Origin of the sequence: Brevibacillus brevis, assembly GCF_900637055.1 — a bacterium.
Taxonomy (GTDB): Bacteria; Bacillota; Bacilli; order Brevibacillales; family Brevibacillaceae; genus Brevibacillus; species Brevibacillus brevis.
On the sequence record NZ_LR134338.1, the window covers coordinates 315,448 to 334,574 of the forward strand.

28 protein-coding genes and 1 pseudogene are annotated in these 19,127 nt (G+C 44.9%); 26 read left to right on the forward strand and 3 right to left on the reverse strand.

The window, feature by feature from the left end; genetic code table 11:
- The first annotated feature begins 3 nt into the window (after positions 1-3).
- From EL268_RS01880 to EL268_RS02005, 26 genes and pseudogenes are all read left to right on the forward strand, one after another.
- Positions 4-1,020 (forward strand): phage late control D family protein, encoded by a 1,017-nt coding sequence (locus EL268_RS01880; RefSeq protein WP_106657451.1) that lies wholly within the window; start codon positions 4-6, stop codon positions 1,018-1,020.
- 5 nt (positions 1,021-1,025) lie between these two features.
- Entirely contained in the window at positions 1,026-1,469 is a 444-nt protein-coding gene (locus EL268_RS01885) for a phage baseplate assembly protein V (protein WP_197724038.1), read from the forward strand.
- Positions 1,439-1,849 (forward strand): phage tail protein, encoded by a 411-nt coding sequence (locus tag EL268_RS01890; RefSeq protein WP_106656052.1) that lies wholly within the window; start codon positions 1,439-1,441, stop codon positions 1,847-1,849. Before EL268_RS01885 ends, EL268_RS01890 begins: the two co-directional genes overlap by 31 nt.
- Positions 1,849-2,160, forward strand: coding sequence for a hypothetical protein (locus tag EL268_RS01895; protein ID WP_106656051.1), 312 nt, complete (start codon positions 1,849-1,851; stop codon positions 2,158-2,160). Before EL268_RS01890 ends, EL268_RS01895 begins: the two co-directional genes overlap by 1 nt.
- Entirely contained in the window at positions 2,153-3,268 is a 1,116-nt protein-coding gene (locus EL268_RS01900) for a baseplate assembly protein (protein ID WP_106656050.1), read from the forward strand. The genes EL268_RS01895 and EL268_RS01900 overlap by 8 nt, the downstream gene beginning before the upstream one ends.
- Entirely contained in the window at positions 3,261-3,905 is a 645-nt protein-coding gene (locus tag EL268_RS01905) for a phage tail protein I (RefSeq protein ID WP_164724419.1), read from the forward strand. The genes EL268_RS01900 and EL268_RS01905 overlap by 8 nt, the downstream gene beginning before the upstream one ends.
- Before the next feature lie 17 nt (positions 3,906-3,922).
- Positions 3,923-4,282 carry a hypothetical protein gene (locus tag EL268_RS01910; RefSeq protein WP_106656048.1) on the forward strand — a complete coding sequence of 120 codons (360 nt, stop codon included), beginning with the start codon at positions 3,923-3,925 and terminating at the stop codon, positions 4,280-4,282.
- A gap of 4 nt (positions 4,283-4,286) precedes the next feature.
- Positions 4,287-4,607 (forward strand): hypothetical protein, encoded by a 321-nt coding sequence (locus EL268_RS01915; RefSeq protein WP_106656047.1) that lies wholly within the window; start codon positions 4,287-4,289, stop codon positions 4,605-4,607.
- Position 4,608: 1 nt separating this feature from the next.
- On the forward strand, positions 4,609-5,163 hold the full coding sequence (locus EL268_RS01920) for a hypothetical protein (RefSeq protein WP_106656046.1): 555 nt from the start codon (positions 4,609-4,611) through the stop codon (positions 5,161-5,163).
- A 16-nt stretch (positions 5,164-5,179) separates the two neighbouring features.
- A complete protein-coding gene (locus EL268_RS01925; protein WP_106656045.1) occupies positions 5,180-6,850 on the forward strand; it encodes an Ig-like domain-containing protein in 1,671 nt (556 codons plus the stop codon).
- The gene (locus EL268_RS01930; RefSeq protein ID WP_106656044.1) at positions 6,847-7,035 is read left to right on the forward strand and encodes a hypothetical protein; all 189 of its coding nucleotides are present in this window, start codon (positions 6,847-6,849) and stop codon (positions 7,033-7,035) included. The genes EL268_RS01925 and EL268_RS01930 overlap by 4 nt, the downstream gene beginning before the upstream one ends.
- Entirely contained in the window at positions 7,010-8,182 is a 1,173-nt protein-coding gene (locus EL268_RS01935; protein WP_106656043.1) for a polysaccharide deacetylase family protein, read from the forward strand. The genes EL268_RS01930 and EL268_RS01935 overlap by 26 nt, the downstream gene beginning before the upstream one ends.
- A gap of 84 nt (positions 8,183-8,266) precedes the next feature.
- The gene (locus tag EL268_RS01940) at positions 8,267-8,725 is read left to right on the forward strand and encodes a phage holin family protein (RefSeq protein WP_106656042.1); all 459 of its coding nucleotides are present in this window, start codon (positions 8,267-8,269) and stop codon (positions 8,723-8,725) included.
- A 2-nt stretch (positions 8,726-8,727) separates the two neighbouring features.
- Positions 8,728-9,549: an N-acetylmuramoyl-L-alanine amidase gene (locus tag EL268_RS01945; protein ID WP_106656041.1), complete on the forward strand. Its 822-nt coding sequence runs from the start codon at positions 8,728-8,730 to the stop codon at positions 9,547-9,549.
- Entirely contained in the window at positions 9,546-9,851 is a 306-nt protein-coding gene (locus EL268_RS01950) for a hypothetical protein (RefSeq protein WP_106656040.1), read from the forward strand. The genes EL268_RS01945 and EL268_RS01950 overlap by 4 nt, the downstream gene beginning before the upstream one ends.
- A gap of 94 nt (positions 9,852-9,945) precedes the next feature.
- Positions 9,946-10,809 carry an ATP-binding protein gene (locus EL268_RS01955; protein WP_106656039.1) on the forward strand — a complete coding sequence of 288 codons (864 nt, stop codon included), beginning with the start codon at positions 9,946-9,948 and terminating at the stop codon, positions 10,807-10,809.
- Between the two features lie 87 nt (positions 10,810-10,896).
- On the forward strand, positions 10,897-11,460 hold the full coding sequence (locus EL268_RS01960; RefSeq protein WP_106656038.1) for a hypothetical protein: 564 nt from the start codon (positions 10,897-10,899) through the stop codon (positions 11,458-11,460).
- Between the two features lie 242 nt (positions 11,461-11,702).
- Positions 11,703-11,873, forward strand: coding sequence for a hypothetical protein (locus EL268_RS32615; protein ID WP_164724420.1), 171 nt, complete (start codon positions 11,703-11,705; stop codon positions 11,871-11,873).
- A 121-nt stretch (positions 11,874-11,994) separates the two neighbouring features.
- Positions 11,995-12,300, forward strand: coding sequence for a hypothetical protein (locus EL268_RS01965; protein ID WP_106656037.1), 306 nt, complete (start codon positions 11,995-11,997; stop codon positions 12,298-12,300).
- Between the two features lie 236 nt (positions 12,301-12,536).
- Positions 12,537-12,809, forward strand: coding sequence for a YolD-like family protein (locus tag EL268_RS01975; protein WP_106656035.1), 273 nt, complete (start codon positions 12,537-12,539; stop codon positions 12,807-12,809).
- A 3-nt stretch (positions 12,810-12,812) separates the two neighbouring features.
- Positions 12,813-13,175, forward strand: coding sequence for a YhjD family protein (locus EL268_RS01980; RefSeq protein ID WP_106656034.1), 363 nt, complete (start codon positions 12,813-12,815; stop codon positions 13,173-13,175).
- A 310-nt stretch (positions 13,176-13,485) separates the two neighbouring features.
- A complete protein-coding gene (gene arsR / locus EL268_RS01985) occupies positions 13,486-13,800 on the forward strand; it encodes an arsenical resistance operon transcriptional regulator ArsR (protein ID WP_106656033.1) in 315 nt (104 codons plus the stop codon).
- Positions 13,801-13,866: 66 nt separating this feature from the next.
- Complete coding sequence (locus EL268_RS01990) at positions 13,867-14,304, forward strand: ArsI/CadI family heavy metal resistance metalloenzyme (protein WP_106656032.1); 438 nt, start codon at positions 13,867-13,869, stop codon at positions 14,302-14,304.
- 13 nt (positions 14,305-14,317) lie between these two features.
- A complete protein-coding gene (gene arsB / locus EL268_RS01995; RefSeq protein ID WP_106656031.1) occupies positions 14,318-15,361 on the forward strand; it encodes an ACR3 family arsenite efflux transporter in 1,044 nt (347 codons plus the stop codon).
- A gap of 19 nt (positions 15,362-15,380) precedes the next feature.
- Positions 15,381-15,785 carry an arsenate reductase (thioredoxin) gene (gene arsC / locus EL268_RS02000; RefSeq protein ID WP_106656030.1) on the forward strand — a complete coding sequence of 135 codons (405 nt, stop codon included), beginning with the start codon at positions 15,381-15,383 and terminating at the stop codon, positions 15,783-15,785.
- A gap of 118 nt (positions 15,786-15,903) precedes the next feature.
- Positions 15,904-16,695 (forward strand): annotated as a pseudogene (locus EL268_RS02005) (ATP-dependent DNA ligase); the annotation flags it as partial.
- A gap of 59 nt (positions 16,696-16,754) precedes the next feature.
- Here the strand turns inward: EL268_RS02005 and EL268_RS02010 are convergent.
- From EL268_RS02010 to EL268_RS02015, 3 genes are all read right to left on the reverse strand, one after another.
- Positions 16,755-17,183: a hypothetical protein gene (locus EL268_RS02010; protein ID WP_106656028.1), complete on the reverse strand. Its 429-nt coding sequence runs from the start codon at positions 17,181-17,183 to the stop codon at positions 16,755-16,757.
- Between the two features lie 29 nt (positions 17,184-17,212).
- Entirely contained in the window at positions 17,213-17,335 is a 123-nt protein-coding gene (locus EL268_RS33625) for a hypothetical protein (RefSeq protein WP_269149391.1), read from the reverse strand.
- Positions 17,336-17,512: 177 nt separating this feature from the next.
- Positions 17,513-18,772 carry a helix-turn-helix domain-containing protein gene (locus tag EL268_RS02015; RefSeq protein WP_106656027.1) on the reverse strand — a complete coding sequence of 420 codons (1,260 nt, stop codon included), beginning with the start codon at positions 18,770-18,772 and terminating at the stop codon, positions 17,513-17,515.
- Positions 18,773-19,127: the final 355 nt, after the last annotated feature.

A 19,127-nucleotide genomic window follows, 5' to 3' on the forward strand; every position in this document is an offset into this window, starting at 1 on the left:
CAGGTGGCACAGCCAAGACGAGTCCATTTTGAACTTCACTATGACAACAAGAATATTTCGAATGACCTCCAGCCGTACCTCACCTCGTTTGAGTACACCGACAATCTCTCTGGCACGGCGGATACCCTATCTATCAACCTAGCGGATCGGGAACGCCTTTGGTGGGCAGCATGGATGCCAGAATTGTATGCAAGCCTAAAGGCAAAAATCATCCGAGAAAACTGGATCGATGACGGGAAAACGGATGCCTTAGATTGCGGGTATTTCGAGATCAATGAGATCAGCCTAACAAGTCCACCCAATGCGGTCAGTATCCAAGGCGTGTCTGTGCCAGATGCATCAACGATCCGGGCACAACGAAAATACCGTGCATGGGAGAAAACGCGTTTGTCTGTGATCGCAAAAGATATTGCAGGCAAGAATGGCCTCAAACTTCTCTTTGATGCAGAAGACGAGGACTATGATCGGATTGAACAAACAGAGGAAACCGATCTTGGTTTCCTCATGCGCCTGTGCGATGATGCTGGCATTGCTGTTAAGCTGACCGGCAAACAGATCAGTTTATTTGATGAAGCCAAATACGAGGAGAAACCTCCAGCTTTTTCGCTCAATTACGCAACGTCCAAGATCAAAGGCTTTTCGGCACATGTGACCACGACAGGACTCTATAATCGCGCGGTTGTGAACTATCACAGTCCAAAGGGGAAAAAGAAGATCCACCACACCTTTATGCCCCCCAACGCTCCCAAAACGGGTCGTACGCTGTATATCAATGAGCGCGTAAAGGATAGACGTCAGGCAGAACGAAAAGCCAAAAGTGCGCTGCGCCAAGCGAATAAGGAGCAGAACACGGCAAGCATTACCTTGATGGGAGACGTAAACCTGGTAGCCGGTATGACGTTTATGCTGAACAATTTTGGGGCTGTGAGCGGGAAATACATCATTACCCAAGCTGTCCATGCTTATAGCGGGAATGGCTACGAAACTTCGCTTGCATGCAGAAAGGTATTGGGGTGGTAATGGATATGAAAAACATATTACGTGTCGGCATTGTATCGAGCGTGGACGAGAGGGATGCGACAGCAAGGGTCGTCTTCGGGGATCGCGAGGATGTGGTGTCCTACAACATGGACATCCTTTCTCGAGGTTCTTTTTTGTTAAAAGATTACTGGCTACCGGATGTGAACGAACAGGTATGGTGCCTATTTTTACCGACAGGGAATGCGGATGGGATTATCCTCGGATCGACGTACAATCAAGAGGACCCGGTGCCAATCAAGAACAAAAATAAACGCCACATCCGTTTTGGTGATGGGACATTCATCGACTATGATCGAGAAACGCATACGCTGACCATCGATTTTTTACATCCCGGGAAAATCGTCTTCAATAACGCCGTTATCACATACAACCAAACGACACAGCGAGGTGAACCAGAATGGCGGTCATCGGAAGTCTTGGAGAAGTGATTTTTGAAGTATCTTCCCAGCGTGTTCGTACTTTTGATGAACTGACAAGAAACGGTTCGAGCCGGTGGGTAACCCATGACATCCATCGAGACAAACCGATTCCGGAATTCGTTGGTCCGGGGCTTGAAGAAATTAGTCTTTCCATTCAGTTGAAAGCCTCGCTCGGGGTTGATCCAGAAGCGGAACTGAAAACATTGCGGATCAAAAGGGATACGGGCCAAAGGGATTTATTGGTCATCGGAAACAAACCTGTTTCAATCAGCCAATGGATTACCGAGTCGGTCAGCGAACAACACAAAAACTATGACGGTCGTGGTCGTTTACTATCTGTTCATGTTGAGCTGCGTCTCAAGGAGTATCCGAAAAAGGCGGGAAGCTAATGGCTCAAATCGTAACGATTACCAGTGATTTTAAAGAGATTATTTTCGGCGCGACCGGAGAAACAGAAGTGATCCAAAACGTGAGGACCATCATGCTGAGCATGATTCATACATCTCCGATGTACCGATCATTTGGTTGGGACCCAAACATTGATGCTCCTGTGAATGCTTATATGGCAATCACTTCGGCACGACTCATTGAAAAAATCCAACAATATGAACCCCGCGCAGAGGTCCAGGAAGTTACGTATAAAGGTGATGAAAACGGGATGTTAAAACCTGTGGTAAAGGTGGCGATAAAAGGTGTCTAGGTTTGATTTTTTACCAGATGTATCATTCGCCAATAAATCGCCCGAACAGATCGAAGTGGATCTGATCGCAAACTATGAACAAGAATACAAAAAACCACTTGCACCAGCCGATCCGGTACGACTCTTTATCAAGAGCATCGTGCCTTTTTTTATACAGCAAAGAGTCATTATCGATGACTCTGCCAAACAGAACCTGCTTAAATATGCGAGAGGTAAGTACCTGGACCAAATTGGTATCTTGCTTAACGTAGTAAGAATACGGGCTACAAAGGCTAAGACTACGGTTCGTTTTACCTTATCGACACCAGTATCTCAGACGATCCCAAAAGGGACACGGGTCACAGCAGGGGACAACGTATTTTTTGCAACAACAGTGGACGTCACAGTCTCAAGCGGGGAAACGAAAGTAGAGGTCAAAGCGGAATGTGTTTCCGTGGGTGTGATTGGCAATGGGTATCCAGTGGGGAAGCTGACCCAATTGGTTGACCCTTTGCCATTTGTCCAATCGGTTTCCAATGTCACAGAATCGGGCGGCGGGGCAGATGAAGAGGACGACGATTCATATGCAGAACGAATCCGGCAAGCACCAGAGAGTTTTTCCGTAGCTGGACCATCTGGAGCTTACGAGTTTTGGGCAAAGTCCGCCAGTACCCTTCTCGGGGACGTGAATGTATCAAGCCCAAGGGCTGGAGTAGTAGAAATTCGACCTCTGCTCAAAACAGGCGAGATACCTGATCAGACAATCCTCGATCAAGTCGCTACAGTTTGCAATGATAGAAAAATTCGGCCACTCACCGACCAAGTTTTTGTTTTGGCCCCGACTCAAAAAACATACAACATTGAGGCCACTTACTGGATTGATACAGACAAGGAAAGTGCTGTTACAGCGATACAAGCCAAAGTGAATCAAGCTGTCACTGATTATCAACTGTGGCAAAGAGCTAAACTTGGCCGTGACATTGATCCATCCGAGCTGGTTTTTCAAATGAAAAAGGCGGGAGCTAAACGGGTATCTGTGACAAGTCCAGTTTTTACCACGCTAACCGAATCGCAAGTAGCCAAAGAACACACGGTCAATGTGGTGTATGGAGGGTTGGAAAGTGGTTGATATCTACAACGCAAAGCTCTCGGACATCCTTCCACCATCCATAAAAGAAGACAAGCAGATTCGAGCATTGGCCGCAGCGATTACAAAGGAAATGCAGGACATTTCCTCTGATATGAAACTGGTCCTGATATTCGCTCGGATCGATGAACTAGATTCAGAGGTTGTGGACATTTTAGCCCACCAATTGCACGTTGATTTCTATGATTCAACGTTATCCCTTGAAAGTCGGAGAGAGCTCGTCAAAACAGCAATTGGAGCGCATCGATATAAGGGCACGCCCTGGGCAATCGAGCAGGTCGCATCTATTGTGTTCAAAAATTCATCGGTCCGTGAATGGTTCGAATATGGAGGAGAACCGCATCATTTTCGAATTGAGACAGAACAGTTGATTTTTGAGCCGGGGGATCTGGCAAAGTTCCGCCGTCTGGTGGAAGGAGTAAAACGTAAAAGCTCTTGGCTGGATGATATTGTTTTCAAAATTATTGCGAGCACGATCTGTGTAGAAATTTCAGCCAAGAATTTTGACATCGATTATTTCGTGTGCAATACGTTTTATCCAGCCGAAATCGTTGTCAATGCCCCGAGCTTACCAATCTTTGTTGCCCCAGGCATGCCCATGTTTACAGCAGCGGAATAAATAAAGGAGGGAGTCTCATGCCTATCGGCACCAAACACATATTACGAGATGGTGGACTGCTACCAATCCCGCAATACTTTAATGCCACAAGGGATGAATTTCAGGAGATTCAGGGTAACAAAGGAGCTATGTTTGTGCAACTTCGCGGCTTATCTGCGAAAGAGCCTATTAGCGGCTCCGCTGACACAGATCATATTTTCAACGAGCCTATGTATGGCTTTGTCATTAAGAATGACGGAACGAATGATCTGACATTTACGATTAACAACTACACGTTTACGGTCAAAGAAGGCGAAGTGTTTGAAGATTCATTTGAGCCTTTTACCCAAGTGACCATAAAAACAACTTCTCCGTTTCGGGCATACGGGAAGGGGTGATCAAATGGCAATTAAAGTGGAGCCAGCTTTCCTCGAATTCATTCGCAATACGGTGAGCGCAAAACTCAACAATGCCATCATTACCGTTGATGGGAAGTCTGTCATTCATCCAATCACACAGACCAAACACATGACAAGTGCGAATAAGACGGTTGTGGAGCTGTACGTTTATTTGGACGCAACTGACGCAGCAGGTACTATTACAGAGGCGAAACTGGTCGATGCAAGCGGAGCCGCAATGATTTCCTCTGATGCAAGTATCTCCTCGCACGAAACAGGTGCTTTGCTACTGTTCGAGATTCCTTTTGAAGTGAGGAGTGTGTGAGATGCCTTACGAACGACAATTTTGGGTAGACAGGCTTGTGAATACAGAAACAGGTGAAACGATCCAAGATGGCACCCGTTTCACCGCAAGGCGCATGAATCACATGGAAGAAGGTATCAAGGGACTCGATGACATTGTCATCAGGATGGAAAATCGTATTCTTCACCTGCACGCCAAGATCACGACGGGAGATAGGACTGCCGGAAATAATGGGATTTTTGTCGATACGTTTGACGGCATCCAAGATGCGGTCATTGCCTTAGACAAAACGAAAACATCGATCCAGTCCGTATCAGGAACCAATGTTACTGTCGCGTCTGTTGTAGGCTTCACGGTTGGACAAGAAGTTACCCTAGCGTCTGTTGCCAATCAAGAAGAACGAATTATCACCGCAATCAACACGTCGACACGGGTAATTACGCTAAATACAGCTCCTACATCTACCTATACCGAAAACGCCATACTGGCACGGTCAACAGTTGAGATCGATACGGCAGCCAAACGAATGCGACGAGGGTCAATTGATACGTATAGTGTGAAAATAGCCGTAACGTAAGAAAGGAGGCGGTTGGATGGCGAGCAAATCAACCGTTGTTAACTTCCCCGAATCTACATCACAAAGCCGGTCACAAAAGATAACCATTCCCAATTTGAAACGTGTTGTTTCTGTTACGGTCAACACCGGTAAGGTTACACACTCCGTCAATGGCAACGAAGTGACGATCAATGTCAGCGACGGCTCGTATACCCGGTATACCACCTCAAGTAGTACCGCATCCAAAACGGTGTCAGATACTCGTACCAGCAGTACAGACAGTTTTTCGTCCACCATCAGTTATAACGATGGTACATATAGCGGAACATTGTCCAAGTCAGGAAGTTCGACCTCTTATGTCGTGAGTGGTAGTCCTCCTGGTCAAAAAACAGCATCTGATACTCGATCAGCTTCTCATGAACGTGCGGTAGATTGTTCTCAGGCGCAAAGCGGTGCATTAGCGAATCTACCAGCTTCTGTATCTTATTCAGACGGTGAAGGGTATTCAGGGGTTTTGCAACGGACTGGGACGTCTGTTGGATCTTGCCAACGCTATTACTATGGGGACGGCAGGTATTTGTATACAGCTTCTGCAACAGGGAACTATTCTGGACAGGTTTCAAAGCCGGACACACGGGTTTACAATTACTCACAAAGCTATTCCGGTACAGTCTATGGTCCTTCTCAAACTTACTTTACCTACTACTATGCATATACCGTAACTGTTACTTATGAAGACAACTTTGGTCAGACGCTGACACTCTCTGCTCCAGCAAACGGAATGAAATTGTCTGTAGGCAACACTTATATGGTCACGGGCACCACATTGGACACCGATCCTGGTGATATCGTTTCTGTCTATGTACGTGTAAACAAAGGGACGAATTATCGGATTGCCCAAGGCTCAGTCGATGGGGTAAATCCGTTAGCCTTTAACAAGACATTGACATTGACAGGGGGAGCATTGAAGGATGGTACGACAGCCGTTTCTGGGCTACTGGATGAGGGAGCAACCCATTTACTAGAAGTGTGGTCAGAGGACAATAAGGGCGGAACCTCGATCATTGCAGAACGTACGTTTACCGTTATGCTGAATCGCCCGCCAACTCTTACACACACATTTGTGGCGAACAATGATAACTTGTCGGATGATTCCCCCATTACGATAAACGGCACGGTTTCCGATCCAGACGGACAAGCAGTATCCATGAAGTATCGTCTAAACGGCGGTGCAGATGTACCCATATCGATCAGCGGTGGCGCGTGGACGATAACCGTCACACCAAAGCAGATGGTTAATGGATCGAACAGTCTTGTCATAACAGCAGCAGATTCATTGGGAGCAACGACAGTCCTCACGTTTTCCCTGACCCGATCGGTGACGAAAACACGACTCAAAACTTCCCATGCTCGCTACAAGCTATCTCCTCAATCAACCACAGCCAAAGAAGTCCTAGCTTGGCTCCAGCATGAAACAGGAGATTTGAATGTGGACGGAGCTCTTTCTATCGTGGCGGCTGGCGCTGCCGAATCCTATAAGGCCATGACCAAGACGTCTGCCCCTGTTATCACAGGGATCGTGGAAACAGAGTTCATTGGAACGTATGCGACTGGCAACGCCCAACTCCATTTGAAATTGACGTTGTCCAGTAATGACGCAAACTCAACAGCGGCTGCAACGAGTTTATCGGGGGCGATTAAAGCATGAGATACCGAAAGCGTAATCCTGATGGATCGTTAGGGGAGTGGGTTTATACGCCAGCAGGAGAGGAAGAGCGACAGCAGGAAGAGGCTCTGCAAAAAGAACTGGAAGCCCTTCGAGAAGAGAATGAGAAGTTGAAAAATGCTCAAAAGGGCGGTGGTGATCATGGCATGGTCAATCAGCAGGAATAGGAAGAATATTGAAAGCCTAGCAAAGTTGCAACGCTCCTTTAAAAAGGGACAGATTGTTGAGCCGTGCTCAGACAGTTCAGCATGGTATAAAGCATATGGCACTGGCACGGTAACATTCCCGGATGGCAAACTTCGTATGATGTCGGCAGGTACTGATGTCGCCGCCCGCCGTGGTTGCCTATTCAATCTAAGAGGTGCAAAAACATTAAAAATCCGTTTTTATCTCGATAACCATACGGATATGTATGACATACAGTTTTACTTTTCCCATGACTCAACATTCACGGATTACCTTACCTATTCAATCCGTTTCTGGCGGTTGTCCGCAGGTTGGAACGAACACATTATCGACGTTAATAAGCTCGTAGTTAGGGGAGTGGGGAGTCTTACTCGCGAAATTGTGTCTATGCAAATCCGCGTGCTGGCGTATGAGGGCAAAACGGCATCCGTTACTTTTGATCCGATCATTCGTGATGAATCGCAACGCGGGAAGGTCATCTTCATGTTCGATGATGGCTGGGACTCGCAATATACGGAAGCGTTCAAGTATATGCGTAAGTATTCTATGCCTGGCGTGATCGCAGTCATTCCTACCCGTGTGGGAACCCCTCACTATGTCACGATGGCGCAGCTTAAGGAAATTTATAGTTATGGCTGGGACTTGGCAAACCATACGGAAAACCATCTTGATTTGGCGACCTTGGGCAACCCTATGCTCATCGAGCAAGAGATTTCATTGGGAGAAGCATGGCTCAATGCAAATGGATTTTCGCGAGCCTCAAACATCGTCGCATATCCATTCGGCTCCTATGACAACAGGGTGTTACTAGCTATGCAATCGAGGAGAGCAGGACGCATCGTCATGGATGACACTGTTACTCAACCACCTCCAGATAAGCGCCTTGTAAAGATTCAGCGTGCTGATTATACGGCCGTGCCAGACAAGCTGAATGGATTTATCGATGAGGCTGCTTACCTTGGCGGTGTTTGCCTGTTCTTGTTTCATAAGATCGTGAGCGGAACAGCCGCGGACAATCTTGAATACAATGTGGATTTCTTCAAACAGGTTGTTGATTACGCCTATTCTCGGAGAGCTGACATTGATACCGTGACGTTCAGTGAATGGCTGGACAGTTGTGGGATGTAAGGAACCAAATAGTGTTTTTGATGGGGAGCTGCTGCTGCGGCTCCTTTAATTTTTGCCCCGTGGGGGTTAGGAGAAGATGAGTTGATGAAATTTCTTCAAAGCCTAGAAAACGTAGCAACCCCAGCAAACGCTTGGGCGACAACAGCGGGTGCAATCATGTCGCCCGTTTTTTACTATCTATACGGAACGAACCGCCAAGACATCCTGATTGTGCTCTTTTTCATGATTGTCTTGGATTGGATCACAGGTATTTCCGCAGCCAAAAAAGACCAATCCTACTCATCTGATTATGGGTTGTCTAGAATCCCACGCACAATGTTCCTCTTTGCTCTACCAGCCTTAGCCAATCTCTTAGATCGTGTTATGGGCACCCCTGGGTTTTTGTTCTATGGCGTCACATTCGGTCTTATCTACCACACTTGGACAAGCCTGACAGCCAATGCACATCGCGCAGGCTGGCCTATGCCAAGGTCGGTTGAAAAATTGGTGGGATCAGAGATTAAAACGAAAGCAGAACGAGCTGCGAGAAAGGAGTACAAATAATTATGAATATGACAATATCAGGCGCGCGCGTGATGGACGTACGTGCCTCTTTACCACGCCACAAAACACTAAGGTATGGACGGCGTAAGCTGACTGACATCCGATCGGCAGCCATGCATCATTCAGCTACAAAAAGCGGATCACCGGAAGCATTTGCGAGATATCATGTGGGCACTAACGGATGGCCGGGCATTGCCTATCATTTTGTGATTCAAAAGGACGGCGTTATTTACTGGTGTAACGATCCAGAAACAATTTCCTACCACGTGGGCAATAGCAACCGTCATGCACTAGGCATTTGCCTTGTGGGGGATTTCCGAACACAGAAACCGACACCTGCGCAGCTTGAGGCGGCAAATCGTCTAATCCAACACCTACAGGTGCAAATACCAACAATGAAACAGGTGCTTGGTCACCAGGAGTACCCCGGATATGCGTGGAAAAACTGCCCTGCATTCCCGATGGGGAAGTTTCGGTCGGATTATTCACAGTATTTACAGAAGCCTGTGGAAAAGCGGGACAAACCACAGCAAGTACCGGTTGCTATTAGCCTGAATGGTTCGTTGTTATCGGTGACTGGTTTCCTAAAGGATGGTGTGTCCATGCTACCTGTCAGAGCGGTAGCAAATGTTGCTGGCGGAAAAGTGGAGTGGATCGCGGCGACCCAAGATGTGCGTGTAAACGGCAAGGACTTAGACGAGACGATTGTATCCGGTTCAGCCTATGCTCCTGCTCGTGAGCTTGCTACTGCGCTTGGCTTACAAGTGGAATGGGATCAAGCATCATATACCGTGAAGCTATCGAAAGGATGTGTCGCAACATGAGCGAACAAGCAATGTTTTTCTGGCAGGAGTGGGGTGCTTTGATCACTCTACTTATGCTGGTGGTGTTGTTAATGTCAGCCGATCTGTTCCCAAGGATTATGGGCTATATTGCAGAGGTGGAGAGTCACTTCCCTGGCATCTATAAATACCTTGAGCAGAAAGAACAGGCCGTCATTGATCGTTATGACCGTTTGCCAGCACGGATTAGAGCGGGCTTTGCCTTGATCGGTGGAAAAAACGCGTGGACTGGATTGGTTAAACGAATGTATAAGTATTTGCGTAAGCACGTCATAAAAGAATGAATTTCAGAAGCCCCCCTAAAAAATTGGGGGGGTTTTTGTAATTGTTAAAAAATGTTACCATAATGGGAAAATTAGAAGCCCAGATGGTGATCGTGTGAACGTATTGGCTTATAGTGGTAGACTAAAAAACATAGATAATGTGCACTACTTGTTGGATTTATCCAGTGAAGTTTATGACATAACAGAAAGTGCAGAAACAGTGACAATTGATCTTAGTGAACTAACTATGATTTCTTCGCTAGGGTGCATTGGATTACTATCGGCATTGGATACATTAGAACGCTTCTTTTATTTGGACGTTACAATTCCCAAAGAACTTAACGTAATTAGTTATATGGAACGCATGGATTTTTTTAAGTATTGTCCGAGTGAGGTGAGGAATTCTTTCGAAAAAAAGATTGATATGCATTATTACTACAATCGCAATCGGAAAGATACCACTAACAAATTACTTGAGATTCAAAAATTAAATAGTGCAGATGAAGTTGATAAAATTTGTATCGCAATAAGGAATATTCTTGGGAACGGTTCTTACGAAGGGATCAGAATTTCTGACATCATCAGGATTGTTACTGAGCTAGCTAGCAATGCAGTGGAACATGGCGAATGGAATGCATATGCAAGCATTCAATATTATCCGACAAGAGGGACAGTTGAGATAACAATTGGAGATAATGGCATAGGGATTTATCGATCATTACATGAATATTTGCCAAACCAAAGAAAGCACGAGGTAATTAGGCAGGCCGTAATGACCAGGGCATCTCGTTATATTGACGGTGATCGTGGCAGGGGGTTAATGGACGTAAAAAGAACAACATTCAATAATTCGTACAATGCGGCATTTTATCTAAGGACGCATGACAGTACCTACCAAATTTATCCTGAAAATTTAGAGTTAATGTACTCTGGTAAATATTTTTGGGGAACTTTTTTTCATATCGAATTGCGTATATAAAATATCATTTGACATATTCTAAAACTATTGGTAGATTTAATTTAGGTTTCAAAACTACTTTTGAAATCGTTAGGAAGGTGATTTTCAATGAAACCAATCGAGCTTTTGGGTGAGGTTGAGAAAAACAACTGGTTAAACAGACCTTCATTACAGGCGACAAAAAGCAGAATTATGGCTAGTATTGAAGAAGCTCCAAAAGGCAGTGTATTTTACTATGATCTCTCTCCTATTGAATCCATTAATGGTTCAGGTACAGACGAGCTAATAGCCAAGGTAATTAAATGGCTTAAGGAGAACTCAAAAGATCACGACAAGTATCTTTTTCTTGACAACCTAAGTCCTGAAGATGAGTATGACCATGCCTACAATATCCATATTTCATTAGAGGATGCAAAGGTAGCAGTCATAGCTAAAGAAAACTCGTCATTTGCGATATTAGGTTACTTGGGAAAAGCCCTGAAGGACGTCCTTGGATTTGTATACGAAGCCAAGGAAACAAATGCTCGTGAAATCTCAGAATCTATGGACAAGAAACTAAACCTTGCCAGTACTCAATTATCAGATCTTTATAACATGAGATTGGTAAGTAGAGAGGAAGTTCAGCTTTCTGAGGGCGGCGGAAGACAGTATGTATACCGGAGTCTTTTCTAGGGGGAGTATCCCCTAAAAAAACGGATCACTTCAATTTTGAAATTGAAAACAAAAGGAAAGGGTGAGGCTTGCAATGACAAAAAAAATAAGCCCTTGCAGAGGGCCCACTGTCGAGTAACGACTTAATCTATGATGGAAGTCGCTACGTTTAACAACATTTTGGCGAATGTTAAGTTAAATGTACCATCAGGATGCCCCTCTTGCAAGGTTTTTAACCAAAAACCAAACAGGGGTGTTGTGAGATGCAAATTTGCAGACCATTTATTACATTGAGAAACGGGCAAAAATTGTTTGCCCACCAAGTAGGTAAGAAGGCTTTTTGCTGGGATGTTACTGAGGAAAAACATCAACAGTATCTTGAAAAGCAGAAAAATAAAGCAGCAACTGACACTGACGAAAGCGTAAAAGAGTAGTTAGGTCTAGTTAGACCCTTTGCGACAAGGGTCTTTTTCATTTGTAAGTTCCCCCCAATGGACCCGTTTTACATTTTCTGGGAAAATTGTATGATTAGTAGAAGAAAAGGAGAGTGAGAAGATGGCATATCATATCCTGAGAGGCACAGCACCAAATTGGTCCGAAATGAGATTGCATGACGGTGGTGGATGGGAATCAATGCGGTTTGATGACGGCCCAGGTTACGGCATCATGGCAACTACAGGTCTTGAACGGGAAGTAGTAAAGCTGGATAATGGTCCTAGTTGGGGGATGAAAACAACAGGCCCTAATTGGGGATTGAACTTCGACGGTGGTTCTGGTTGGCAATTACACGGGCCGCCAGATGGCTGGGAAAAAACATTACAATTCGGACCAGGTGAGACTAGCACGGCATTGCTCCACTAAAAAGTGGGGCTTTTCTTTTTTCATCGCCCGTCACAAAATAGGAACAAACGTTCGGTGGTGGGTGATTAACATGGAGACAATCCAAGCAGTGATTGAAGGTCAACTCCAAGATGTTCCGGTTTTAACTTCCAAGCACCTCAAAACAATTAGCAAAATCCATACAGGCGTTAGCCCAGGTTGCGCTCCTGACATTCTTCGGGACTTAATTGAGGCTGGACTAGTGGAGGAGACTGCAAATGACGTTACTGTATGAACATCACTATGAGGAAGTCATGACCCCGTTACCACCGGTTGATTCAGACGCCTTGGCAGAAATGAACGTCATCGTTTATGATTCTGTGCGCAAAGACTATGCAATCAATGTTAGTTGGCATGAGGACTATATCCGTAGGGAATGGGGCGTAGTCAAGGACATCGACCGGGATAAGAACAAGATAAAGCTTGTTCGGGTTGACGGTGTGTGGTGGGTGCCCATTGAAAATATGCTACAGGTAGAGCGGGTGTATTAGACAATGATTCAGCCTGACCAATGGCGAGAGATACTACACGAAACGATATTGTATGGCATGCTTTTTAAGGCTATCGCCTTTGATGCAGAAAGTCTTAATCAAGATCAGCTCAAAATGTCATACCACCCAATGTTCGATACAGTATCAATGTGGGCAGAGCGGAAACACCACGAATATCGGAGCCAGTTTGGGAGGATGGGTGGCAAAATTCATATCCAAAGGACAACTGATGGTTTTTTATACTCTGTAGTTGTGACTGTCCGTGGTCGACAAGAAGAATGCCTCTATAATGTTTCGCATTTAAAAGCTGAATGCCAGGTACGGCTAAACAATTATCTGTACGACGCCAAGCAGCGGACGAAGTAATTACCAGCGCATGTCTCTTGTTGTATTGATACAATTATAGTGGTGATGCTATATGGATTTTATATACCCAATGTAGTGTAGTGCTTAGCCAAAAATCCGAAAGGATTTTGAGCAACAATCCACTCGAATATTCTTGGTTTTTGACTCGTTTTCTGTGTTTTTAAGCAATGACAGGTGCTTTTAAAAACACAGAAAATGAGTCCCTTTTTCTCTTGTTAATCAAAAAAAATTGATTTACCTATTGCATCATCTTGGAAATTGGACATATAATAAGTTCATCAAAAAAAATTGATAAATGAGGTTATCTTCGATGAACGACTTGAAGCCGCAGCTAGAACAATATGAGAAAAAATTCAAAGCTCTTGCTGATCAAAAACGATTAGAAATCATGTATGAGCTCTGCCAGAGAGGTAAAACCTGTGTCTGTGATCTAACGGAAGTATTTGATATGCCGCAATCTAAGTTATCGTATCATCTCAAGATCTTATTAGAGGCCAACCTAATCACGAAAGAGACAAAAGGCACATGGAGTTACTACGATCTAAATGATGTGGAAGTCAACCACCTGTTATCGGAAGAGCTTTGTTGTATTTTCAGGAAAACAGGTAAAGGAAGCTGCTGCTAATTTTTTTTAAACCTTATATCAATTTTTTTTGATTAACTTTATTAAAATTTAGGGAGGAACACGAAAATGAAGTATGTTCACGTTGGGATTAACGTCACGAATTTAGAGAAATCGATTGATTTCTATCAAAAAGTGTTTGGAATAGAGCCGGTAAAGGTAAAGACAGATTATGCGAAGTTCTTATTGGAGAACCCAGGGCTTAACTTTACATTAAATGTTCGGGACACCGTTAGCGGAAATCAAGTGAATCACTTCGGATTCCAGGTTGAAAGTACAGAAGATATCGAAGCTCACAAGGAAAGGCTAGAAAAGGAAGACTTTTTCGCACGTGACGAGATGGATACGACTTGTTGCTATGCCGTTCAGGACAAATTTTGGGTTACTGATCCCGACGGTAACGAATGGGAGTTCTTTTACACAAAGGCCGATAGTGAAGTTCATAAAATTCAATCCACATCCTGCTGCACAGAATCCACTACTGAAGTAAGCAGCTCTTGCTGTTAGGACGAATAGGACCATGAAACAACTATCATTTTTAGATCGCTTCCTGACTCTCTGGATCTTCCTTGCCATGGTTATTGGGATTACTGTAGGAACTTACGTTCCAGCTTTTACAAGTGGCTTAAATAGCCTACAGATTGGTACAACATCCATACCTCTCGCGATCGGCTTAATCGTGATGATGTATCCCCCTTTAGCAAAGGTTCGTTATGAAGAGATGGGGCGTGTATTTAAAGACCGAAAGGTTCTTTTGTTATCCCTTATTCAAAACTGGGTGATTGGCCCGGTTTTGATGTTTTTGTTGGCCATCGTTTTCCTGCCAGATAAGCCAGAGTATATGGTTGGTTTGATTATGATTGGCCTGGCACGCTGTATTGCCATGGTCATTGTGTGGAATGACCTAGCAAAAGGAGATACAGAATACGCTGCTGGCCTTGTGGCATTCAATTCTGTGTTTCAGATGCTCTTCTTTTCGCTATACGCTTATGTTTTTGTCACCCTCATTCCGGAATGGATTGGCATGCAGGGGGCTGTCATTAGCATCACAATGGCGGAAGTTGCAACATCGGTGTTTATTTACCTGGGGATTCCTTTTCTTGCAGGGGTGCTTACGCGCTATTCTCTCGTAAAAGTAAAAGGCCGGCAGTGGTATGAGAAAGTATTCATTCCGAAAATAAGTCCTATGACACTGATTGCCTTACTCTTTACCATTATTGTTATGTTCTCAACACAAGGACAAAACATCGTAAGTGTACCACTAGATGTCGTGCGAATCGCGATTCCACTTCTCATCTACTTCATCCTCATGTTCTTTATTTCTTTCTACATGGGGAAGAAGATAGGTGCAAATTATCCCGTTACTACGACCCTCGCTTTTACGGCAGGCAGTAATAATTTTGAACTAGCGATCGCAGTGGCAGTCGGTGTGTTTGGAATTCACTCAGGTGCCGCCTTTGCAGCCGTCATCGGTCCTCTTGTTGAAGTACCGGTTATGATTGCATTGGTAAATGTAGCGTTATGGTTCAAGCGCAAATATTATGCCGACTCATCATGTAAATGAAGCAAAAAAGGAGAGCATCATGATCAACAAAAAAACCATCTACTTTTTATGCACAGGAAATTCCTGCCGTAGTCAAATGGCAGAAGCATGGGGAAAGAAGAACTTAGGCGAGACTTGGAATGTCTTTTCCGCTGGGATTGAAGCACATGGTGTCAATCCAAATGCCATTCAAGCGATGAAAGAAGTTGGCATAGACATTTCCAGTCAAACATCTGATGTCATTGATCCTGATATATTGAACAATGCGGATCTCGTCGTAACATTATGCAGCCATGCAGATTCCATTTGCCCAACCACACCCCCACATGTAAAACGCGTCCATTGGGGATTTGACGATCCGGCAGGGAAAGAATGGCCGGAGTTTCAAAGAGTGCGTGATGAAATCGGAGCCCGTATAAAGAAATTTGCGGAGACAGGGGAGTAACTTTCTCCGCACGTGAGATGTAACTATCTAATGTTCGAGGCATGAAAAGTCCCCTTTCTACGTGTCAATGTAGTAGTCGTAAGCCAACGATCTCGCATTAAGGTTCGCACAATGGACTGAGCCAGCGAAAAAACCATTTTCGGACGGACGATACGTCTTCGAACCAAAGATTGATGGTCATAGATTGATTCTGACGCGAAGTAACGGAGTTACACGCCTATTTACGCGTCACAATAACGATGTAACATCGAAGTACCCCGAACTCATAACAGATGGACCTGATATCATCCTGGACGGCGAATTAGCGGTCATGGACCCAGACACAGGAATCCCTGACTTCGAGCAGACAATGAAGAGATTCCAGTCGAAGAAATCGCGGTTGCTGATATCTTACGTCGTGTTCGATATCCTACATTATGATGGAGCTGACCTTAGAGGACTGACTCTAATGGAGCGCAAAGCCGTCCTGGACCGAGCGATACTGGATACCCCAACCATGAGCAAAATCGCATACATTGACGGTCAAGGCGAGGACTTATGGGATGCAATTGTTGCTCGAAACATGGAGGGTATAGTCGCAAAGCGTAAGGATGGACGATACCATTCGGATAAACGGACAGACGATTTCATTAAGATCATCAACTACTGCTATGCAGACGTCCATATTGCTGGCTGGCGTAAGGGAGACTTCTGCTGGCTTGCACACTATAATGGTCGACCAGCAGGCGTGATTAAACTTGGCGTGCCACCTACTCACAAGCAGGCGTTTTACGGTGTTGCAAAGTCCATTGTCACTGGTGAGGATCGCGATTTCGTTTACGTGCAGCCGCAAATAAAAGCACGCGTCAAAATGTGGAACTGGACAAAGAGCGGCATGCTACGCTCACCAGTATTCGTCGATTTATTTTAGCTAGCTAGTAAAAACCCGTCCCTGTTTTGAGGGGACGGGTTTCTTTACTAATACCTATACTACTGCTTTTCCCACTTGCCGTTTTCCAGTACGAACTCTACAGCCGTGTTCGTTCCATCCGCGTACTGTCTCAGTACATACAGACTATTGCCGGACTCGTGCAGATGGATTTGAGGCATTTTATCGCCCACTGAAAGATTACTAGTCAGTTCTTTGACCTGTTTAAATAGGTCTTTGTCCATGTTCCAAACGTCAACTTTTTCAATTCGCGCGTATCCAGACAAGTCTATGCCAATGTCGGCAGCGATCTTGTTAGCTCTTTGAGTGAGTAGATTATCGAAGGCTATGGCTTCCTTTTTCGCCTCTTCGTCGCTCGACTTGCTGATGGCGACATACGACTCAGCGCGAGTGATCGCAGCCGACGCGCTATTTCCAATAAGCAGCAGCGCACCGATACTCGCGAGGGCAAACGTGGCCATTTTTTTCATACTATTACACTCCCCCTAAAACTTAGCTTCTACCAGTCGGGGTCTGCGGTGGTAATGATGGCTCTTTTCCAATCTGGTTCAGCGTTTTGCGGGACGCTAACAAAGGTGAATAGAAGGACAAAAGCTGCAAGTCCAGACAACCATTTTTTCACAGTCTGTACCTCCCCTATTAAATGGATTCAAGCAGTGTTTTGCGACAACTACCAGTCCGGTTCGGCCCCATACCATATGACTAGGTGTTCCGGTTGACTTAGTGACATTGACGGAATTGCTGTGACGAGGAAAGCAAACGCGAGTATGAGTAGCTTCTTTTTCACGAGCAGCACCTCCTATTCCTTTATGCCCTCATTATGGCAGAACCTCTCAATTATTTCCATGTTTTCGAAAGAAAAAGCCCTTTGTTGCAGCCGATGATGTTTTAGGAAGAGTCCCACGCCCTCTATAACTTTGTCGGACGCCCCTAGCTGTCGGTAGTAGCTGATACTTTGCAGAAGGCTCTCGAACCCGTCCTCAACGTGTCCAATTGCGAGCTGACATACCCCTTTGCGCTTGTAGTATCGCGCAGCCTGTTTGATCCGGTACGGGTGAGCGAGGATGTCCGAAGGTAAAAACTGATTTTCAGAGTCGATCAGCTCTTTTATTAGGGCATCATTTCCACTCTCTAAGTAGACTTCTAAAAGATCGCTGACAATGGTCACGCGGCTGTCCTTCCCTGCTTCTGCGAGACACTGTTCGTAGAGTCTCATTGCATCCTCGTGCTGTCCCTGTTTCGCGTGCAGAAGCGCTCGCAGATGATTCTTTCGATAGTCTGCGTATTCGCTCTTTTCATACTCTTTTAGATACAGCTCGGCTAGGATCAGATCGCCCAGACTCAAGTATGAATTGACAATTGAAATGAAGGCCGAGGCTTTGGGCTTATTGTCCGTACCGTCTTCGCGAATCCCTTTCCCGCAAAATTCGATACTCTCCCCGTAGTAGCCTAAGATATACGCGTGTGTCCCTATACGATAGTAAAAGGTAATGCGGTCAATCGGCAGTAGCAGATCGGTGTAGTGCAGCAATTCCTTTCCTCTGCGGTAGGTTTCCTCAAACCGCGAAAAGTCGTCCCTTTCGAGCATGTAGCGATCATAGAGGCTCTTTCCGAGATATAAAGGGACGCCGTGCTTCCTCGCGTAATCAATAATCACCTCGTGCAAGGCCAGTATAACGGCTCGATCCTTCGCGTCGTTTGTCGCCTGTAAAAGGTGATCCAGCGCTAGAAAAGTGTCCATTTTCGGCGTTTCCAGTAGCTTTAAAGCCACCTGTTGAACCACTGGCGGGTAATTAAGCTCAATCGCCTCTTTCAGGAGTATTTGAAGTGTCGCAGGTCTTTCCGTGGTGCCTAGATACGAGGTGATTACATCGACATACGGAATTTCGAGAGTACTTGCAATCTTTTTCCATTGGGAAAACCCTGGTCGCTTTGTTTCCCCTGACTCGATCTTGGAAAGTGCTGCCTTGCTAATATCTGTACGCTCTGCAAGCTCACTCCACGATATATTTTTCCGTTGTCGGTAGGCATGGAGTAATTCTCCGATTTCTGTGAACATAGGAGCCCCCTAAAAAAATTTATCGTTTTTATTTTTTTTTATGATAACACACGAGTGGGCAAATGGTAATAGTTTCCTTTCCGATATTTGTAAGCAACTAAAATCCTGCATACTGTGATATAATTCCACCCTTAAAATAGATGCTCTCCCCGAGTTACTTCTCTTGCAGCTTCATACATAAACACTCCTTTATTCAAGACAAGAGGGATGTAATGATCAAAGAGTTATCGAGGGATTGTCGTACCATTGAAAATGTACTGCAAGACTACAACGTAGTTCCGCTGCATTTTGAAACAAAAAGGACTGTATCTATTTGAAAAATTTTCTAAATAGTGATATATTCTACTTGTTTTGA

Bases quoted from the DNA above. Each gene is read 5' to 3' on its own strand.
- EL268_RS01930 (WP_106656044.1), top strand. From the start codon at position 6,847: ATGAGATACCGAAAGCGTAATCCTGATGGATCGTTAGGGGAGTGGGTT.
- EL268_RS01990 (WP_106656032.1), top strand. From the start codon at position 13,867: ATGAAGTATGTTCACGTTGGGATTAACGTCACGAATTTAGAGAAATCG.
- EL268_RS01925 (WP_106656045.1), top strand. From the start codon at position 5,180: ATGGCGAGCAAATCAACCGTTGTTAACTTCCCCGAATCTACATCACAA.
- EL268_RS01940 (WP_106656042.1), top strand. From the start codon at position 8,267: ATGAAATTTCTTCAAAGCCTAGAAAACGTAGCAACCCCAGCAAACGCT.
- EL268_RS01910 (WP_106656048.1), top strand. From the start codon at position 3,923: ATGCCTATCGGCACCAAACACATATTACGAGATGGTGGACTGCTACCA.
- EL268_RS01945 (WP_106656041.1), top strand. From the start codon at position 8,728: ATGAATATGACAATATCAGGCGCGCGCGTGATGGACGTACGTGCCTCT.
- EL268_RS01895 (WP_106656051.1), top strand. From the start codon at position 1,849: ATGGCTCAAATCGTAACGATTACCAGTGATTTTAAAGAGATTATTTTC.
- EL268_RS01920 (WP_106656046.1), top strand. From the start codon at position 4,609: ATGCCTTACGAACGACAATTTTGGGTAGACAGGCTTGTGAATACAGAA.
- arsB (WP_106656031.1), top strand. From the start codon at position 14,318: ATGAAACAACTATCATTTTTAGATCGCTTCCTGACTCTCTGGATCTTC.
- EL268_RS01965 (WP_106656037.1), top strand. From the start codon at position 11,995: ATGGCATATCATATCCTGAGAGGCACAGCACCAAATTGGTCCGAAATG.
- EL268_RS01890 (WP_106656052.1), top strand. From the start codon at position 1,439: ATGGCGGTCATCGGAAGTCTTGGAGAAGTGATTTTTGAAGTATCTTCC.
- EL268_RS01980 (WP_106656034.1), top strand. From the start codon at position 12,813: ATGATTCAGCCTGACCAATGGCGAGAGATACTACACGAAACGATATTG.
- EL268_RS02010 (WP_106656028.1), bottom strand. From the start codon at position 17,183: ATGAAAAAAATGGCCACGTTTGCCCTCGCGAGTATCGGTGCGCTGCTG.
- EL268_RS01950 (WP_106656040.1), top strand. From the start codon at position 9,546: ATGAGCGAACAAGCAATGTTTTTCTGGCAGGAGTGGGGTGCTTTGATC.
- EL268_RS02015 (WP_106656027.1), bottom strand. From the start codon at position 18,772: ATGTTCACAGAAATCGGAGAATTACTCCATGCCTACCGACAACGGAAA.
- EL268_RS01975 (WP_106656035.1), top strand. From the start codon at position 12,537: ATGACGTTACTGTATGAACATCACTATGAGGAAGTCATGACCCCGTTA.
- EL268_RS01915 (WP_106656047.1), top strand. From the start codon at position 4,287: ATGGCAATTAAAGTGGAGCCAGCTTTCCTCGAATTCATTCGCAATACG.
- EL268_RS01960 (WP_106656038.1), top strand. From the start codon at position 10,897: ATGAAACCAATCGAGCTTTTGGGTGAGGTTGAGAAAAACAACTGGTTA.
- EL268_RS01935 (WP_106656043.1), top strand. From the start codon at position 7,010: ATGGCATGGTCAATCAGCAGGAATAGGAAGAATATTGAAAGCCTAGCA.
- EL268_RS01885 (WP_197724038.1), top strand. From the start codon at position 1,026: ATGAAAAACATATTACGTGTCGGCATTGTATCGAGCGTGGACGAGAGG.
- arsC (WP_106656030.1), top strand. From the start codon at position 15,381: ATGATCAACAAAAAAACCATCTACTTTTTATGCACAGGAAATTCCTGC.
- EL268_RS32615 (WP_164724420.1), top strand. From the start codon at position 11,703: ATGCAAATTTGCAGACCATTTATTACATTGAGAAACGGGCAAAAATTG.
- arsR (WP_106656033.1), top strand. From the start codon at position 13,486: ATGAACGACTTGAAGCCGCAGCTAGAACAATATGAGAAAAAATTCAAA.